Below are 17,922 nucleotides of genomic sequence, written 5' to 3'. Positions count from 1 at the left end.
GCTTCTATTATCTGCCTCTTTCCATCGGAGACAAGTAGTATGCACAGAACGGAATCTTCTTCCCGTCTTTATACACATGCAGGCTGCACTGGCGCAGGCGCTCGATATCGAGATTTCCGGCATCCTGAAACGCCATGGATGTGATCGTGAAGCCGTGGCTTTTTGCACGCTTTAAGAAGTCCTCCATATTTGTTATGTCAACTGATTCTTCTTCACAGCAGCAGGACTCTGGTTCGGGCTGAGTTTCGCCACAGCAGCAGCTTCCTGGTTCGGGCTGAGTTCCGCCACAGCAGCAGCTTCCTGGTTCGGGCTGAGTTTCGCCACAGCAGCAGCTTCCTGGTTCGGGCTGAGTTCCGCCACAGCAGCAAGCCTCTCTCTCTGGCTCTTTTTCCCCGCAGCAGCAGGTCTCTTCCAAATCGCGCCGTTCCCAGCGGCGTCCGACAAATTCTCGGTTCTTCTCCGCCGGATCCGGACCGCAGCAGCAGCCTTCGCCCTCCGGTTCTGTCTCGGTTTTTCCACTATAATTTGTCAGCGGCATCAATTTATCCCCAGGCATCACGATGAAATCCCCGTGGAACCCACACATCGGGTGATCGCAGCAGGATGGCGCGATCTGTTCCTCTTTGATAAGCCCGCCGCTCTGGCTGACAACCGCCTCCAGAAGCTCATCCAGCGTATAGCGGTCATCATCCGCCGGAAGCTCCGGGATACGTCCAAAATAGCTGACCGGCTGGAAATGCACGCCGCGCACATACGGCGACCGCTGAATGGCAAACCGGATGATGTCCCCGATCTGCTCCGTATTGACGCCCGGAACAATGACCGGAACAAGCGTCACGCCGATTCCATACCGGCCGCACTGCTCGATCGCCCGTTTTTTCACTTCCAGCATCGGGCGGCGGCGCAGTTTTTCATATACGGCATCGTCCACGCCGTCAAACTGCATAAATACAAACGAAAGTCCCGCATCCGCCAGACGCTTTATAAACGCCTCGTCCTCCGCCAGGCGCAGACCGTTGCTGTTTAACTGCACATATTTACAGCCAACCTGCTTCGCATACGCCACGATCTCCGGCAGATCGTCCCGCACTGTCGGTTCCCCGCCGGAAAGCTGCAAAAGTGTCTTTCCCGGCTCCGTCAGATCGTTGATCCACCGTTTTACCGTGTCTAAGGACGGATCCTGCGCCCCATCCGGCTCCGCAAAACAGAAGGTACAGTTCATATTGCACCGCGCTGTGATCTCCAGCAGGGTACAGCAGGTGGCGCGCCTGTGCTCCGCACACAGACCGCAGCCCGCCGGGCAATTTAGATTTTCATTTTCTCCCACCGCCGGACGTTCCCCGCGCCAGTCGGCAAACTTGCGCTTATTTCTCCAGATTACACTGGAAAATGTCCCGTGCTCCGGGCAGGTTTTTACCAGATATATCTGCCCGTCCCGCTCTTCCCGCTTTGCCGGAATGCGTTTTAAACAGACCGGGCAGACACTGTATGTATAGCGCATTTCTTCCGGCAGGACACCTCTGTCCTGTAAGTTCATTACCATCGTCTTTCATCCCCTTATCTCAATTCATTACAGTTCTCCCATGATGCAGCCAGCCGCAAATGGGCTGTGTTCTCATGTTCACACATGGCAAATCCCCGCAGCCAGCCTGTCTCACCTATCCTTTTCAGATCCAAAAGCATCTCTCATGAATCATACTTATATCTACTATCTACTTATCTTCCAGCTCTCTCTCCACATCCGCCATACGCCCTTTTACCAGCGCTTCCGGCAGATATACCTCGCCGCACTTCGGGCAGCACAGGATCTCGGTGTGGAAATTGTGCCCCAGATAGTCAAAAAATGTGGATTTCGGCACCATCTCCACCTGACACCGGCGGCAGATGACTTTTTTCTCCAACGCCTCTTTGATCCGCTGATCTCTTCCGCCTCCATCGATCGTCGGCATACTCATCACTCTCCTTCCAGATTCATGCGGTGGCTGTAGCCATTCCAGAGCTTATAACCGCCGTCCGGCAGCACCTCATACTCTGCCCAGTAGGTCATATGCTGGATCTTCAGATGCCCGATCCGATGTCCCGTCTCCGGGTCGATGATGCCGCGGTCTTCCCGCTCACAGTGTTCAATGACCTGTTCCATATCTTCAATCAAAATCTGGCTCGCTGACAATTTGCGTTCCAGCTCCTTCTCAACTTCTAATTTCATATGTGTTTCCTCTTCGATCGTCTCATTCCAGTACGTCTTAAGCAGTTCCCGTTTCACCGCCAGGCGGTTGTGCCAGCGCTCCGTCACCGTCGCCGCCGGGCGCCCCGCGCCATTTAACCCAAACAACAGGTCGAGGATATGAACCGCCTCCTTACCCTGTCCGGCAAAGGACTCCCGGCAGTTGACGCAGTAGGTCACATACGGCAGTTCCTCCTCTTTTGCACGGGAAGTTGTCATATAGCTTGTGTGGCTCGGAGAAGCAATCCCGATATGCCCGCCGTATCCGCAGCAGCGCGCCTTTTTCCCGTCATACGGCAGATTTTCCCACGTAATCCCTGCTGCATCCGCCAGATGCCGCACACTCTCCTGCAATTCCGGGTAATAGCGGCTGGCGCAGGGATCAAACAAGGCATACGGCTGCGCTTGCTGGGCACTTCCTGCTTCCATTTCACCCTTTTCAGCATTGTCCGGTTCCAAAGCAGCATCTTTCTCCACGCCCCACTCTTCCATCACTTCCGCCAGAAAGACAACCGGAAGCTCCGGCAGGTATTCTTCAAACATCTTCCGGCAGTTCGGGCATGCTAAAACCACTGTCGGTTCGCCAAGCTCTCTCCACTGCCGCCGCATTTCCTCCAGATGTGCCGCGTGGATGTCCACTTCGCCTGCCCACTCGGCAGGCGCACCACAGCAGGTCATCCAGATCGCCGCATCCGGCTTTTTGGAACGCAGCCACTCATACGTCCGCGTCACATAGCGCGGATCCGAACCGGCGAGCTGACATCCCGGAAAGAATGCATAGGAACTCTTCTTAACATTCTCCGGTTTCCGCGTAAGCCCCGCTTTTCCGGAGGCATATGCCATGTCGCGCAGCCAGAAATCGTGGAATGGCCACGGCATCGCGCCTTTTTTTTGCATTGCCCGCATACTGTCAAGCAAAAACTGGCTGAAATCGATATGCTGCGGACAGACTTCCTTGCAAAGCCCGCAGTGATCGCAGGTGCTGATCAGTCTGGTCGCCCACGTACCATCGCGCGATAACGTGCCGGGATGAATTGTTATGTAAACCTCTTCATACAGGCGGCGCGGTGTTTTCTCATGCAGGCGCATCAGATCACAGGCACGCATACAGGCATCACACGAACACTTCTGGCAGCGCGCGATCTCCTGCATCGCCTCTTCCTCCGTATACGATTCCCCGTTTGCTGGAACCACCCGATCGGCACGCTCGATCCCATTCGTTTGAAGATTTAAAAGTGTCCCTTCCTTTCGAAATGGCTCATTCATGCCGCCCGTTTTCAGATACCGTTCGATCGCAAGTGAAACCGCCAGCCCATCCGCCAGCGCTTTCATGCTGTCGCCGCCCGTCAGGGAACCTCCAATGAAAACGCCCGGTGTCCGGGTTGCAAATGCGCCGTCCGGGTCCATTTCCAGACCAAAGTCCGCGCCGTCTGCCCCAGTTGCCACATACACGGCATCATAGTCCGCCCGGAGTGCCTCCAGATCCGTTACCGTTTCACCGAGATGGCGTGAAAATTCCTCAAACTGGAACTGTGCCTCGATCTCCGCATCAAATTCCGCCGGATCCATCTGGTTTCTCGCCTGACCGCCCAGAACCATTTCCCGCTCATAAACCGTTACCTCGTACTTTTTATTGCAGAGACGCAGTGCACAGCCAAGCCCCGAAAGACCGCCTCCGACGATCGCGATCTTTTTTCCTTTCGACGGCAGGTTATACGCATTCGGTGCCTTCCGCTTCGCGTACTCGACAGTCGCCCGCTCTAAAAGCCCGATCGCGATTCCCCCGTCCAGCTTCGCACGCAGACATGCCTTCTCGCACGGATGGCTGCACAGCTTCGACACAATATCCGGAAATCCCACCGTATTCTGATAGGTCCGGTACGCCGCGTTGAAACGTCCCTTTTTCCACTTTTCTTCCAGCCCCTTGATATCCAGCCGGAACGGACAGGCTGCCTGGCAGAACGGCGGCTCGTTCTGATGGCATTTCTCCGCCAGCGTCTTCTCAAAATCTTCCAAATAGCTCACAGGGCGGACCTCCCTTCTTTTCTCCTGCATTTATCGTTACTGTTCACGCATACGTGCCCAGTAACGGAATTTGCCGTGGCTTCGCATTTAAATACGGCAAATTCCTGCTGCCACCACGTTTTCTTACGGCACTTTCGGTTCCAAAAGTGCCTACCCGTGAACAGTAACCATTTATCCTCTCCCAGAATCATTTATCCCGTCCTCCATCGATACGTAAAAATTCCAGGAGCCCATTTTAATACTTTTTATTATACACTATAACAAAAGAATGTGTCTTGGCACATTCAGGCGTCTCGCGCGGTCGCTTGCGACAACCTACATCTTCACATGAGTACGCATCATTGTTCCAAGGAATTTCCTATTACAAAAAAGCCGCTGCAAAACCTACCTCTCTAAACATAGATTCTGCAGGTTCGCAGCAGCTTTTATTTAATTCTTATTTACAATCACGCGATACGCCTTGCCGCAGCTGCCCGCTTCATGTGCAGCCACGCATTCCTCTTCCGAATCGGATTAGAACGGACGCTCTGCCGTCGGATCATCCAGGGATACGTAGAAGCTCTGGGTTCCTACCTGTACCGGATTCTCTTTGATGTTCTCCAGTTCCTCATACATATCGGAACCAAGGAAGTACTTCTTCGGCTCGTACGGTTTCTCGCCCTTTGCGATTGCATCCAGACCAGCTTTTACCTTCTCCGGAAGTGCCGGGATCTCATGGATACGTACGCCGCAGGCATTGTAGATACCATTCAGAACTGCACAGTGACCAGATGCCTGGAATGCCTCAGAAGCACCTGAAGAACCGAACGGACCATCAGAGATAGCGCCATCGATATGAATCAGGTTGATATCATCCGGAACATCCTTGATGTAGGAAGTACCAGCGCCAAACATGTTCGCATGTTTCTTAACGTCTGCGTAGTCCTCTTTCAGAGCGAAGCCGATACCATGCATGATACCGCTGTATGCCTGACCGTTAACAGCATCGATATTACCGATACGTCCAACGAAGTCAACACAGGTGAATTTCAGAACGGTAGTCTTACCGGTCTTAGTATCAACCTCAACCTCTGCCAGGTTCAGGCAGTATGTGAATGCCGGAGTCGGGTCGCCGATACCGGTATTCGGATCCAGACGGCACAGACCCGGAGTTGTGTTGGTCTCGTAACGGCCAAGATACTTGGTCTCGATGCCTTCTGCCTTCATCTCATCATAGGTACGAAGGGTACCATCTTCTTTTCTCATAGCTGCCAGAAGCTTGTTCGCTGCGATGATGGTTGCATTACCATCCATGTACAGGGAACGGCTGGCACCAGCCATACCGGTATCCGGACAGGTCTTGGTATCATTCTGAATCAGCTGGATATCTTCTGGTGTCAGATGCATTTCTTTCAGAGCTTCCAGTGTTACTACCAGAGAACCGGTTGTAGCACCCTGGCCCATTGCATGCCATGTGTCGTATTTGCGGATCTTGTTGCCCGGCATAAGCTCAAGAGCAACCTCAGCGCTGTCGCCGCCGCCCTCAGTAACGTTGAAGCCGCCCCATGCGATACCAACGCCTCTTCTCTTCTCCGGTGTGTCAGCTGCTTTCGCATCAGCCACTGCCTTCTCATAGATTGGACGCATGGTATCCATGATCTTCTCCATCGGATACTGCGGATATACATAGCTGTTGATATTCTTATCGCCTTCACGGCAGATATTCTTATAACGGAACTCGAACGGATCCATGCCCAGTTCTTCTGCCATCATATCCATCAGCGGCTCGCTGAGTGTATATGCCTGCGGAGAACCGTAGCTTCTGTAAGCAGTACCAAATGCATGGTTTACGTTGGCTACACGAACCAGACCTGCTACGTTCGGTACATTGTACGGGAAGAAGGTGAAACGTGCCGGTTTGGTCATAACGTCGTCACCGCCCCAGGAGTAAGCGCCGTGGTCCATACCGATATCAAACTCAGCAGCCAGGATCTTACCTTCGTTATCACATGCCAGACGGCCATTGGAGTATGCCGGGCAGCGTTTGCCGCTGAAGTGCTGATGCTCTTCATAGGACATGGACAGGGATACCGGCTCGCCGGTAACTACGGTACAAGCTGCACACAGTGCGATATCGCCTGCGTTGGTAGACCATCCAAAGCTTGCGCCGGTCGGGTTCATGATGATACGGTATTTATCCTTCGGTACACCAAGGCAGTTACCCAGACGTCCGATCGAGGAGTATACACACTGGGATTTACACTGAATGGTCAGCAGGCCATCATCGCCCCAGTAAGACTGAAGTACACAACCCTCGATGGAAAGATGCGGCTCACGGGAGGAGGAGAAGCTTCCTTCTACTACATGCGGTGCTTTGTCGATTAAGTCTCTTACCTCTTCTGCATCTTCCAGACCTGCTCCCTTTAATACCGGCTGCTCGCAGAAGATGTTCGGAGTATCCTCATGGATACGGATAGCATCCGGCATAACTGCATCCAGATATGTCAGATACTCTGGCAGCTGCTCGTATTCCATCGTAACCTTAGCGGCTGCTGCACGAGCCTGACGATGTGTATGAGCTACTACCATAGCGATAACATCACCGTAACGATAGATCTTCTCATCCTGAAGAACTTTACGGGATGGTGTCATAACAGTACTTCTCTCATGGAACTGACCCTCAGCCATGATGTTAGTTCCGCCTGCTGCGATAAGATCCTTTGCTGTGATAACCTTAACAACGCCCGGCATCTTCTCAGCTTCCTCAGTATGGATAGCCAGAATCTTTGCATGATGGGTAACCTTCGGCTGAACGATAGCTGCATATAAAACGCCCTGCGGCATCTTAAGAGCCTGATCATCGCCGTAGTCGGTCAGGCCACAAACTTTACCAAGTGCATCCTGACGAACAACCGGTTTTCCGTAGTAGTTGCCATCTTCCGGATTGTGGAACTTGATATCTTCGATGCTGCACTCGCCACGCATAACCTTAGCTGCAGCCATAACTGCATCTACAATCTGTTTGTATCCGGTACAACGGCATACGTTTCTTGTCTTCTGGAACCAGTCACGAACCTCTTCACGGGTCGGATCCGGGTTCTGCTCTAACAGAGCATATGCGGAAACGATGAAGCCCGGTACACAGAAACCACACTGTACAGCACCGCAGTTCATCCATGCAACCTGTAACGGATGCAGATGCTGCGGAGTACCGATACCCTCGATGGTGGTAATCTTGGAATACTCTTCTACCTGGCTGATTTTCTTGGTACAGGAACGGATTACCTGTCCGTTCAGAATGATGGAACATGAACCGCAGACACCGGTTCCACATCCAACCTTAACACCGGTCAGACCGATCCGGCGCAGAACATCTGACAGTTTATCGTTTTCCGGATCGCACATAAACATACGATCCACACCGTTGATGTTCAACATCATTTTTCTTAATTTCATGCTGTTTAGTCCTCCTTCTTTAAAATAAATAGAGCCCTGATGCTTCCGACTATCCTTCCGCATCATACCTAACACTTACGATTCCTTAGTCATCCGCGTTTTCCAGCATCTCTGCCAGATCCGCCAGATCCACGCCATAGTCTTCCAGAAGTTCTCTGGCCTTGCGGTAGGTATTCTCTACCACCTGGGGACACCGAAGTGCCTTGTTGGCCATGTTATCTCCTAAAATCGAACGGCAATCACTTCCTCCATAGATTTCACCATAGTTTTCCTGAAACCAGTCTGCCAGTTCCGGTATCATCTCGCTGTATGCCGCTTCCGGCTCAAAGAGCGCCATCATCATCGCCGCACCGGTCAAAGCTCCGCAGGTCAGCCCGCTTCTGACTCCCAGGCAAAGTGATGCAGATGCCTTCAGAAGGCTCGGGTTCTCCTCGCCCTTAAGGGTAAGTCCCAGCGAAACAAGTGCCTGACTGCAGCAGCTTCCCGATAAAAGCAACTGGTTCAGTTTTTTAATATCCGGCTCCATCCGCACCTCCTGTTCTTAGAAACACAAAAAGAAAAGCGGCACCGCCTCTGAAAAGACAGTACCGCCTAACGTATCCGAGTTTGTATATACATCTGCACCTATAGATATGGATACACCTATATCTATACCTATCTGCCAGCACATATATACCCTATCTATACAAGAAGCCTGACAGCTTCCCGTATCCATCGATGTAAAGCGAATCTCTCTTTCTTTTCAAATGCGGAAGGCACTTCCATTTCCAGATGTACCCATTGGCCTGACTGCATACGGTTTCCCGCTTAGCAATTTCGGCTCGAAAAACAGATTGTTTCTATTTTGGTTTTGATACCTCTATGGTACTCTGCTTTTCATCGAAAGTCAATCTCATTTTTCATAATTTTGAAATTTTTTACATCGACAAGACACTTGTTCGCCCCTTATTTTACCTCAATACGGGATTTTCAACATGCTATTTTACCCTTGTAATATCTGTTTACTTACAGAATTTCAGCATAACTTCCGTTCAAATGTTGTATTATTTGAAGATTTGTATTCTTCCTTTCCACTATTTAATCGAGTATTTTTTTAAAAAATAACGCTCCTCACTCTTTCATAATTTTTCATCTTTATTTGTTTAAACATGAATTTTGTTCGCTTTAATTTCATTTATATGAATTTTATATCTTTTTGATTCATAATCAAACATGAATATCTGTTATTTATCCGCTATAAATCCTCACATTTTTAAGTATCTTTTTTTCATTTTCTTTTTCTGTTTTAAATTTTATTCTGCAGACCATTATTTTTTATTTCAGATAACGCAAGCATATTTAAAAACAGAATTCATGCACATACAGCTTCCGCATCGAAGATGTGATTTGCATAAATTTTTTCTTATTTATAATCCGTACAAATCCTACTTTCTCCCCGCAAAATACGCCTGCAGGTTCTCCCCTACATGCTCCAGATGCCGCTCCATCTCCCGGCGCGCCAGCGCCCCGTCTCCGGCTTCAATCGCTGTCAGAAGGCTTTCGTGTTCATTTTCCCGGACTTCGTCAGAACGGACTGCTGCCTGATTGAAGCGCGCATAAGCGTCCTGGTCGGTCAGGATGAGCTTTAACATCCGCAGGATAGACGGGCTGCCTGAGAGATGCGCGATCTTCAGATGGAACGCCAGATCTTCCTCGCTTCCCGCCCTTCCATGGCGGATTGCATAGAGATAGTCTGCCTGCAGATCTTTTAATTTCTGAAGTCCCTTCGGCTCAATCTGCTCTGCACATGCCTCCGCCGCATATCCCTCCAGGAGTTTCCGCACCAAAAGAATATCCTCCAGCCCGCTTTCTGTCTCCATCGACGCCGCCTCGATAAGCTCATTCGCCGCCTTCATCTTCTCCCGGCGTGACCGTTCTTCTTCCAGAAAGCGTTCGCCCTGCGGCGTCAGGATCCGCCCCTTGTTCTGCACCTTGACAAGCAGCCCTGCTTTCTCCAGCTCCAGAAGCTCCCGCCCGATGCTGGCGGACGGAAGATGCAGGATCTGCGCCAGCTGGAGTGCTCCCGCCGGGGTGTTTAAGTCCTGCATGGCTGTCAGTATTTCAAAGCTGCTGTTTCGTTTTTTCCCTGCCATTTTTCCACCTCAATACTCTGTACTATTTCTATGATTGTATCATCATTTCCGATTCGTGTAAATCATCCCTTACTGTATCGTACGGAATTTTCAGTTCAGAAAATTCCTACCTGTGAACCGTTACAAGCAGGCTGCAATTTGACAGCGAAAATGCCATAAAATAACAAAAAAAGCGAACCGCAGGGTACATTTTCTCACTCTGCGGTCCGCTTCGAATCTAAAATCATTTCAGATTTTGATCCATCTGTTTTTATTTATTACTTTTTATCTACATTGATGAACAGATAAGGAAGTCCTACGGAGTAGTACTGGATACCGCTTACATCCGGATTGGTCATAACGGCTACAGACTGTCCGTAAATCGGGAACAGAACACACTGATCTGCCAGCGTCTTCTCACAGCCAACTAAAGCTTCCCAACGAGCATCCTGGTCGAGTGCCAGATCGCCCTTCTTTGCGGACTGGATGGTTGCATCGTAGTCTGCATCAGAGAACTGGGAGTAGTTGGTGGAGCTGCCGGTTATCCACATATCCAGATCAGTCATCGGATCTGCGTAGTCCGGACCCCAGCGGGTAAGACCGATATCATATTCACCTTTCTGCATGTATTCCAGACGGGCTTTCTTCGGAAGTACCTGAAGTTCGATGGTCAGACCCGGCAGGTTGTTCTGCCACTCGCTCTGTAAGAACTGTGCAACAGCCTGTGCAGAATCAGTATCTTCGCACATTAAAGTGAAGGATAAGGAATCTTTGCCAAGCTCGCTAAGGCCTGTCTTCCACAGCTCTTTTGCTGCCTCTACATCGTAGGTCCAGCTGTCGTATGCGCTGCCTGCTGCCTCACGGAAATCTTCGCCCTTTTCATTGGTTGCAAGGCCCTGCGGTACGAAGTAATCCATCGGTGTGGAACCATCTTTCAGAACACGGGTTGTGATCGCTTCTTTGTCATACGATTTTGCCAGTGCCTTACGGATATTTACATTGTCAAGCCCTTCTTTCTTCATGTTCGGGGTCAGATACCAGTTGTAACCGTCACTTCTGGTGGAGAATCTCGGATCATCCTCATACTGCTCTACCAGGTTGCCGCTTAAGGTTACAACGTCCAGATCGCCATTCTCAAAGGAAAGGGCTGCTGTCTGGCTGTCGGTAATGATCGAGAACTCAACGCCGTCCAGTTTCACATCGGATGCACCGAAGAACTGATCATTCTTTACTAATTCTACCTTCATGGCAGACGGCTCATAGGAAGATACCTTGAACGGGCCATCTGCTAACAGGGTGTCTGCGGAAGTTGCAAAGTTGCCGCCGCAGCTCTCTACAAATTTCTGATTTAAAGGCAGGAAGCATGCGCCGGATGCCATCAGGTAATCAAAGATAGCACACGGGGAGCTTAAAGTTACGACTAATGTCTTATCGTCCGCTGCCTCTACACCCAGTTCCTCAACCGGTTTTTCACCTGTTGTTACCTCTTCTGCATTTGCGATGCAGGCAGTTGTGATAAAGAACTGGTAATCACTTGCAGTTGCCGGATCGGCTACTCGTCTCCATGCGTAAACGAAATCGTTTGCCGTTACCGGATCGCCGTTGGACCATTTTGCGTCGTCACGGATCTTGAAGGTCAGGGTCAGACCATCCTCGGACTTCTCCTCACTCTCCGCCACGCCGTAAACCGGAGCTCCTGACTCATCCTTGGTCATCAGACCCATCATAAACTGGGAGATAACACCACTGGATGTGTAGTCGTTGGAAAGTGCCGGATCCAGGGAGTCTACCAGAGTGCTTGCCTGATAGCGAAGCACCTTTCCGCCCTCAGCCGAGCTGCCGCCCTCTTCGCTTCCAGATTCAGCCGCTGCTGTCTCTGTTGTCTGGGTCGAGCCGCCGCAGCCTGCCAAAAGTCCAGCAAACATGGCAGAAGCCAGCGTCCACGCCATTACTTTTCTTAGCTTCATAATACTTCCTCCTTTTTTGTTTTTTTAATAAAACCAAACCATTCCCGTTTCATGCTGCATTTCCTGGTCCCGGCTGTCTATCCTCAGTTGTCTGCTGGTTCGGCTCATCTATAAAATCACCCGCTAAACAGGTCATTTTATCACATTTATTATGGTTGATTTTGTGCCGGAATGCATCGGCTTTCTTTTAAATCTACACCCATTTTTCCAAATCTGCATCGGTTCCGCGCACAAAATGTGTGCCCTCAATCTGATGCATCGTACCTGCGCCGTAATCCAGACCGCTCGTCTTATAATCATAGTGCAGTGCAATCCGGCTGCGCTCTACCACCGGGTTCGGGTTCGGGATCGCCGAAATCAGGCTTCGGGTGTACGGATGTACCGGATGGGAGAAGATCTCCTCCGTCGTGCCCGTCTCCAGAAGGTAGCCCAGATGAAGAACGCCGATGCGGTCGGAAATATATTTAACCATCGAGAGGTCGTGGGCGATGAAGAGATATGCAAGCCCCGTCTCGTCCTGGATGTCCTTCATCAGGTTGACAACCTGCGCCTGAATGGACATATCGAGCGCCGAGATACACTCATCGGCAATGATCAGCTTCGGGTTCATGACAAGCGCCCGGGCGATGCCGACACGCTGCCGCTGACCACCGGAAAACTGATGCGGGTACCGGTTTGCATGTTCCGGCGCCAGACCTACCTTGTGGAGGATGTCTGCCACCATCTCGGTCCGCTCTTTCTGGGAATGGTACCGGTGATGGATATCCAGCCCCTGTGCAATGATATCCGCTACTTTCTGGCGCGGATTTAAACATGCCATCGGATCCTGGAAAATCATCTGCATATCACTTCTGAGTCTCGCCTCTGTCTGGCGGCTCATTTTTCCGGAAATATCCATTCCGTCAAAGGTAATTTGTCCTGCGGTCGGATCGTAGAGGCGGATCAGCGCCCGCCCGATCGTCGTCTTTCCCGATCCGGATTCCCCCACAAGACCATAGGTCTCGCCCGGATTGATATAAAAACTGACATCCTCAACCGCTTTTACGGTAAATTTCCGGCTGACCGGAAAGTATTGCTTGAGTCCTTTTACTTCCAGAAGGGGCTTTTTGTTTGTCTCTGTCACTGTACTCATGCGATTCCCCCCTCTTTCTTCATTCTCTCAATTCGATCCTGAAGCTCCGGCGGCATATCGACCTTCGGCGCCTTCGGATGCAGCAGCCATGTCGCGGCGCTGTGTGTCTCCGATATCTTGAACATCGGCGGCTCCAGACGACTGTCAATGTTTAACGCATATTTATTCCGCGGTGCAAACGCATCGCCCGTTACCTTGTGAAGCAGGTTTGGCGGGCTGCCCGGGATTGTGTAAAGACGTTCGTCGTCCGTTCCCAGATCTGGCATCGCGGAGAGAAGTCCCCATGTGTACGGGTGGCGCGGATCGTAGAATACATCCTCGACCGTGCCGCTCTCGACGATCTTGCCTGCATACATGACGTTGACATAATCGGCAACCTTCGCAACGACGCCCAGATCGTGCGTGATATAGATAACCGACAGCTGCCGTTTTTTCTGAATCTCCTGAATCAGCTCCAGAATCTTCGACTGAATCGTAACATCCAGCGCCGTCGTCGGCTCGTCGCAGATTAAAAGTTCCGGATCGTACGCCAGTGCGATGGCAATGACGATTCTCTGGCGCATACCACCGGAGAGCTGGTGCGGATAGTTTTTGATTCGCTTCTCCGCATCGGTGATGCCGACCAGCTTCATCAGCTCCAGCGCCTTCTTATATGCCTCTTCCTTCGGTGTATGGTAATGCCAGATCATGCCTTCCATGATCTGTTTCCCAACCGGCATCAGCGGGTTTAAGGAGGTCATCGGATCCTGGAAAACCATCGCGATCCGTTTTCCGTTGATATGGCGGCGGATTTCCTCTTTTTTCATCTGCAGAATTTCTCTGGTGACCCGTTCCTCCGGGTTACGGTAATATGAAAATGCGATCTGTCCGCGGTCGATCGTTCCGTTCTTTGCCAGGATTCCCATGATCGCCTTCGCAGAAACCGATTTACCGGAACCGGATTCCCCAACGATTGCAACCGTCTCGCCCCGGTTTACCGTCAGGTTGACGCCCCGGACGGCATTGACCACTCCGGCTGTCGTCTCGAAGGAAATGTCCAGATTCCGCACTCGTAAAATTTCTTCTTTTTTCTCCATGCCATTTCCTCCTACATATCCTTCATCTTCGGATCCAATGCATCACGCAGACCATCCGCCAGCATGTTAAAGCACAGCATCAGAAGTCCCATGACAATTAACGGGAACACGATCATGTACGGATGGCTTGTAAAGTTCTGATATCCACTCGAAATCAGGGAACCCAGCGAAGCCATCGGCTCCGGCACACCCAGGCCAATAAAGGCTAAGAATGCCTCGGTAAAGATCGCATGCGGGATCGAGAACATCGTCTGTGTAATCAGAGGACCAAAAATATTTGGTAAAATCTCTTTGAAAATAATGCGGAAACTCTTTGCTCCCAGCGTCCGGGAAGCAAGCACATATTCCTGCTCTTTCAGCTTTAAGACCTCCGCGCGGGCGATTCGGCTCATGCCCAGCCACCCGGAAAACATCAGGGCGAACGTGATGGACATAAGTCCCGGTTTCATGACTAACAAAAGCAGGGTAACCGTGATCAGGTACGGAATACTGTTTAGTATCTCGACGATACGCTGCATGATCATATCGACTTTTCCGCCGAAATATCCGGATACAAGTCCATACGTCAGACCAAACGCAAGGTCGATGAATACCGCCAGAACCGCTACATAGAGGCTGATCCGCGTTCCGCTCCAGGTCCTGGTCCAGAGGTCGCGTCCCAGCGAATCGGAACCAAACCAATAGTAGGTATCGGTCAGACTGTTGCTTTCATAATAGTTGATTTCTTTGCTTCCGGTAGATGTACGGATCGTCTCAGAACCATCTAAGATACCCATATTTTCCAGCCCCGGCACTCTCGGCGCCATGTTCTGGTTGGTAATAATCTGCTGATCGTAGGTAAACTGGTTCATGTGAGGTCCGACAAGCGCCATCACAATCAGAAACAGAATACAGACAAAGCTGAACATTGCGCCCTTATTTTTCTTAAACCGTGCAATTGCCTCTTTCCAGTAGCTCTGGCTTGCAAAGTTTGTATCGACATGTTCAAAGCCGTCTTTGTGCTGGAATTCAAAATCATCGTCCAGAAATTCGATCTGGCTTAAATATTCTTCGGGTGATAACACATGCTCCCGAACGGAAGCCGCATCCCCGCCTGTCATTTTCTCATCTGTCTTTTCGTCACTCCGTTTTTTCATGCCATCACCTCTCAATCCGATTTCTTCGCCAGACGGATTCTCGGGTCGATAATTCCGTACAGGACGTCAACCACCAGCATCAGGACAATGTACATGACACTGTAGATAAATGCCAGCGAAATCGTCACGTTGTAATCGTTGGACTGAATCGCTGCAATCATTAAACTTCCGATGCCCGGAATCGAGAAGATCTTCTCGATAACCAGGGAACCAATCATCAGATCGACAACCAGCGGCGCCAGTACCGTAATGATCGGGATCAGCGCGTTTCGAAGTGCATGGCGCACCAGAAGCGGGCGTCCCGTGATTCCCTTGCTCTCTGCAAGCAGCATGTAGTCGCTGTCCAGCACCTCCAGAAGGGAGGTTCTCGTAAATCGAGCCACCGTCGCTACCGTAAACATCGACAGCGCCAGCATCGGCATGATCGACGATGCGAAGAACTTCTTGCCGTCAAACAGAAGCGGCAGCCACTGTGCCTTGTAGCCGATGAAATATGCCATAACCAATGCAAAAACATAGGACGGAAGGCTGACGCCCAGAACTGAAATCACAGTACAGATGGTATCAAGCCAGCTATTTTTCTTGAGCGCTGCCAGAATACCTAAAATCAGTCCGACTACCGCACCGAAGGAAACTGCCTCCAGTCCGATTCCAAAGCTGACCGGCACACGGTTCTTTAACAGAACCGAGATGGAGGTATCCTTGGAGATAACATACGATACACCAAAATCGCCTTGCAGCAGGTTCTTCACATACGTGAAAAACTGTACGATCAACGGTTTGTCCAGTCCATATTTCTTCGACATCATCGCAATCTGATCCGCGGTCAGCTTTTCATCGTTGAACGGAGATCCCGGCATCAGCTGCAGCAGCATAAAAAGTACCAGGATGATGATCAGAAGCGTGACAAGAGAAATCATGATACGTTTTCCGATATATTTCTTCATGTCCGTACTCCCTTCTTTCTTATATAATACGTCTCTCTCCTTCTCTTATAGCCCGGATATTCTTTCAACTCCGAAGTATAAAATAAGACAAACGGTTTTATCTCTCTATTCCTGCATCCACACGCGCATATGCGTCATGCCGCGGTTGCACCATGCATAGTACGGAATTGCCTGCAGGGTTACCATGTCTTCCGGTGCCGCATCTTCTGCATAAAGCGCCGGATTAACCGCCGCTTTCTTCCGGCAGCCCGTCACGCGCAGCGCCACGATACCTTCCAGCAGATCCGCCTGATACGGAAGCGCTTCAATCTTCGCCTCCCGCGGAATCCGCAGTGTCTGAAGATCCTCTCCGTTGTCCACGCCCTCAAAGGTGTAGATGATTGGTCCGCGTCTGAGTGCCACGCATCCGGCATCCGCCCGCACCATCGGGTGTGCATAGACCCGCTCCGGCTCCATCTCCATCTCGCAGGAAACCGTATCACCAGGCTGCCAGCTTCTCTGGATCATCCAGTAGCCCTTGTCTGTCTTGACTGCCCCGGAAACCGGTATGCCATTGACCTTCACCTGCATCTGATGGCACCAGCCCGGATAACGGACTGCCAAAGTAAATTCTGCTCCCGCCTGCTCCGGTTCTACCGTGTAGGTAACGGAGCCGTTCCACGGATATTTCGATGTAAGCGCTATCTTCACGCCGCCCGCTGTTTCAAAGGAAGCCGTTCCCCCGACAAACAGGTGGGAATAGATCGTATCTTCACTTGAAGACCATACATAGGAACCAAGTGAGGTCATCAGACGCGCCAGGTTCGGAGGACAGCATGCACAGTCATACCAGCCGATCCGCTCCGGTGTGTATTCTTCTTCGCCATATGCGTTGGTCGGCATGCCCGGATTGGCTTCAAGCTGATTGATATAAAAGAATTTCGTTCCGTCTAACTGCATGCCGCTGATGGTTCCGTTGTAAATCTCCCGCTCCAGAATATCTGCATACCGCGCGTCCGGATCCGCCTCCAGCATCTGTTTCGCGAAGAAGCAGACCCCCACCGCCGCACACGTTTCCGCGTAAGCGGTATCATTCGGCAAATCATAATCCACGGTAAATGCCTCGCCGTAATAAGTGGAACCGATTCCACCCGTTATGTACATCCGCCGGTCTACCATGTTGTCCCACATCTTCCGGCAGGCTGCCATCAGCGCCTCATCGTGATTCTGCGCTGCCAGGTTTGCCGCCGCCGTCAGAAGATACATACAACGGACCGCGTGTCCTTCCACCGTATCCTGCTCACGCACCGGCTTGTGGTTCTGCATGTAGGACGGCGGCTGCTTGTCCATGTAATCGGTGCGGCTCCAGCTTCTAGCCGCCGCTTCTTTATGGAAGAACTCCGGATCCCGTCCGCGCTCATCGATAAAATATGCCGCCAGCTTCCGGTATCTCTCTTCCCCGGTTGCCTGATAAAGCCGCATCAGCGCCAGCTCGATCTCCTCATGTCCCGGAATGCCGGTTACTTTGCCTGCTTCCCGTCCGAACCGCCGATCGATATGATCGCACAGCTTGCAACAGATATCTAAAAGCTTCGTCTTTCCCGTCGCCTGATAGTATGCGACGCCTGCCTCCGTCATATGTCCGGCACAGTACATCTCATGGCAGTCCGTCAGGTTCTGCCACTTATGTTCCGGCTCCGCCGCAATGAAATAGGTATCCAGGTAGCCGTCCGGCTGCTGCGCCCGTCCGATCAGGTCGATGATCGCATCGGCACGCGCCTCCAGCTCTGGATTTGCCTCGACGGTCAGCGAGTACGCCACCGCCTCCAGCCATTTCGCCAGGTCGCTGTCCTGAAATACACGCCCGTAATACGTTCCTTTCTCATCTCC

At 51.3% G+C, this 17,922-nt stretch carries 12 protein-coding genes and 1 riboswitch; all 12 genes read right to left on the bottom strand.

The features are described from left to right. Nucleotides 1-7: 7 nt before the first annotated feature. The gene (gene trsS, locus PUQ60_RS06830) at nt 8-1,543 is read right to left on the bottom strand and encodes a radical SAM (seleno)protein TrsS (RefSeq protein ID WP_273379260.1); all 1,536 of its coding nucleotides are present in this window, start codon (nt 1,541-1,543) and stop codon (nt 8-10) included. 169 nt (nt 1,544-1,712) lie between these two features. Next, nucleotides 1,713-1,949, bottom strand: coding sequence for a DVU_1557 family redox protein (locus PUQ60_RS06825; protein WP_022360474.1), 237 nt, complete (start codon nt 1,947-1,949; stop codon nt 1,713-1,715). Between the two features lie 5 nt (nt 1,950-1,954). Next, nucleotides 1,955-4,249, bottom strand: a complete 2,295-nt coding sequence (locus PUQ60_RS06820; RefSeq protein WP_273379263.1) for a pyridine nucleotide-disulfide oxidoreductase/dicluster-binding protein — start codon at nt 4,247-4,249, stop codon at nt 1,955-1,957. Nucleotides 4,250-4,762: 513 nt separating this feature from the next. Next, nucleotides 4,763-7,684: a molybdopterin cofactor-binding domain-containing protein gene (locus PUQ60_RS06815; protein WP_022359117.1), complete on the bottom strand. Its 2,922-nt coding sequence runs from the start codon at nt 7,682-7,684 to the stop codon at nt 4,763-4,765. Between the two features lie 85 nt (nt 7,685-7,769). Then, a complete protein-coding gene (locus tag PUQ60_RS06810; protein ID WP_118468960.1) occupies nt 7,770-8,210 on the bottom strand; it encodes a DVU_1555 family C-GCAxxG-C-C protein in 441 nt (146 codons plus the stop codon). Nucleotides 8,211-8,403: 193 nt separating this feature from the next. Further along, nucleotides 8,404-8,523, bottom strand: a riboswitch (molybdenum cofactor riboswitch). A gap of 585 nt (nt 8,524-9,108) precedes the next feature. Beyond that, nucleotides 9,109-9,816, bottom strand: coding sequence for an FCD domain-containing protein (locus PUQ60_RS06805; protein ID WP_273379268.1), 708 nt, complete (start codon nt 9,814-9,816; stop codon nt 9,109-9,111). A gap of 257 nt (nt 9,817-10,073) precedes the next feature. Next, nucleotides 10,074-11,762, bottom strand: coding sequence for a peptide ABC transporter substrate-binding protein (locus tag PUQ60_RS06800; protein WP_243022819.1), 1,689 nt, complete (start codon nt 11,760-11,762; stop codon nt 10,074-10,076). 193 nt (nt 11,763-11,955) lie between these two features. Beyond that, a complete protein-coding gene (locus tag PUQ60_RS06795) occupies nt 11,956-12,894 on the bottom strand; it encodes an ATP-binding cassette domain-containing protein (RefSeq protein ID WP_022359121.1) in 939 nt (312 codons plus the stop codon). Then, nucleotides 12,891-13,970, bottom strand: coding sequence for an ABC transporter ATP-binding protein (locus tag PUQ60_RS06790; RefSeq protein WP_273379271.1), 1,080 nt, complete (start codon nt 13,968-13,970; stop codon nt 12,891-12,893). Before PUQ60_RS06790 ends, PUQ60_RS06795 begins: the two co-directional genes overlap by 4 nt. An 11-nt stretch (nt 13,971-13,981) precedes the next feature. Further along, nucleotides 13,982-15,106 carry an oligopeptide ABC transporter permease gene (gene opp3C, locus PUQ60_RS06785; RefSeq protein ID WP_022359123.1) on the bottom strand — a complete coding sequence of 375 codons (1,125 nt, stop codon included), beginning with the start codon at nt 15,104-15,106 and terminating at the stop codon, nt 13,982-13,984. Between the two features lie 11 nt (nt 15,107-15,117). Continuing rightward, nucleotides 15,118-16,053 (bottom strand): ABC transporter permease, encoded by a 936-nt coding sequence (locus tag PUQ60_RS06780; RefSeq protein WP_022359124.1) that lies wholly within the window; start codon nt 16,051-16,053, stop codon nt 15,118-15,120. Nucleotides 16,054-16,158: 105 nt separating this feature from the next. Further along, nucleotides 16,159-17,922, bottom strand: a 1,764-nt coding sequence (locus PUQ60_RS06775; protein WP_273418980.1) for a beta-L-arabinofuranosidase domain-containing protein, incomplete at its 5' end; no start/stop codon positions are given.

The sequence above is a fragment of the Clostridium sp. AF02-29 genome (assembly GCF_934835585.1).
Classification (GTDB): domain Bacteria; phylum Bacillota; class Clostridia; order Lachnospirales; family Lachnospiraceae; genus Otoolea; species Otoolea fessa.
The sequence above is the reverse complement of the archived record's forward strand: the minus strand, read 5'-3'. Positions and strand labels throughout refer to the sequence as shown.

Bases quoted from the DNA above. Each gene is read 5' to 3' on its own strand.
- PUQ60_RS06810 (WP_118468960.1), bottom strand. From the start codon at position 8,210: ATGGAGCCGGATATTAAAAAACTGAACCAGTTGCTTTTATCGGGAAGC.
- PUQ60_RS06780 (WP_022359124.1), bottom strand. From the start codon at position 16,053: ATGAAGAAATATATCGGAAAACGTATCATGATTTCTCTTGTCACGCTT.
- PUQ60_RS06790 (WP_273379271.1), bottom strand. From the start codon at position 13,970: ATGGAGAAAAAAGAAGAAATTTTACGAGTGCGGAATCTGGACATTTCC.
- PUQ60_RS06795 (WP_022359121.1), bottom strand. From the start codon at position 12,894: ATGAGTACAGTGACAGAGACAAACAAAAAGCCCCTTCTGGAAGTAAAA.
- opp3C (WP_022359123.1), bottom strand. From the start codon at position 15,106: ATGAAAAAACGGAGTGACGAAAAGACAGATGAGAAAATGACAGGCGGG.
- PUQ60_RS06805 (WP_273379268.1), bottom strand. From the start codon at position 9,816: ATGGCAGGGAAAAAACGAAACAGCAGCTTTGAAATACTGACAGCCATG.
- PUQ60_RS06825 (WP_022360474.1), bottom strand. From the start codon at position 1,949: ATGCCGACGATCGATGGAGGCGGAAGAGATCAGCGGATCAAAGAGGCG.
- trsS (WP_273379260.1), bottom strand. From the start codon at position 1,543: ATGGTAATGAACTTACAGGACAGAGGTGTCCTGCCGGAAGAAATGCGC.
- PUQ60_RS06800 (WP_243022819.1), bottom strand. From the start codon at position 11,762: ATGAAGCTAAGAAAAGTAATGGCGTGGACGCTGGCTTCTGCCATGTTT.
- PUQ60_RS06815 (WP_022359117.1), bottom strand. From the start codon at position 7,684: ATGAAATTAAGAAAAATGATGTTGAACATCAACGGTGTGGATCGTATG.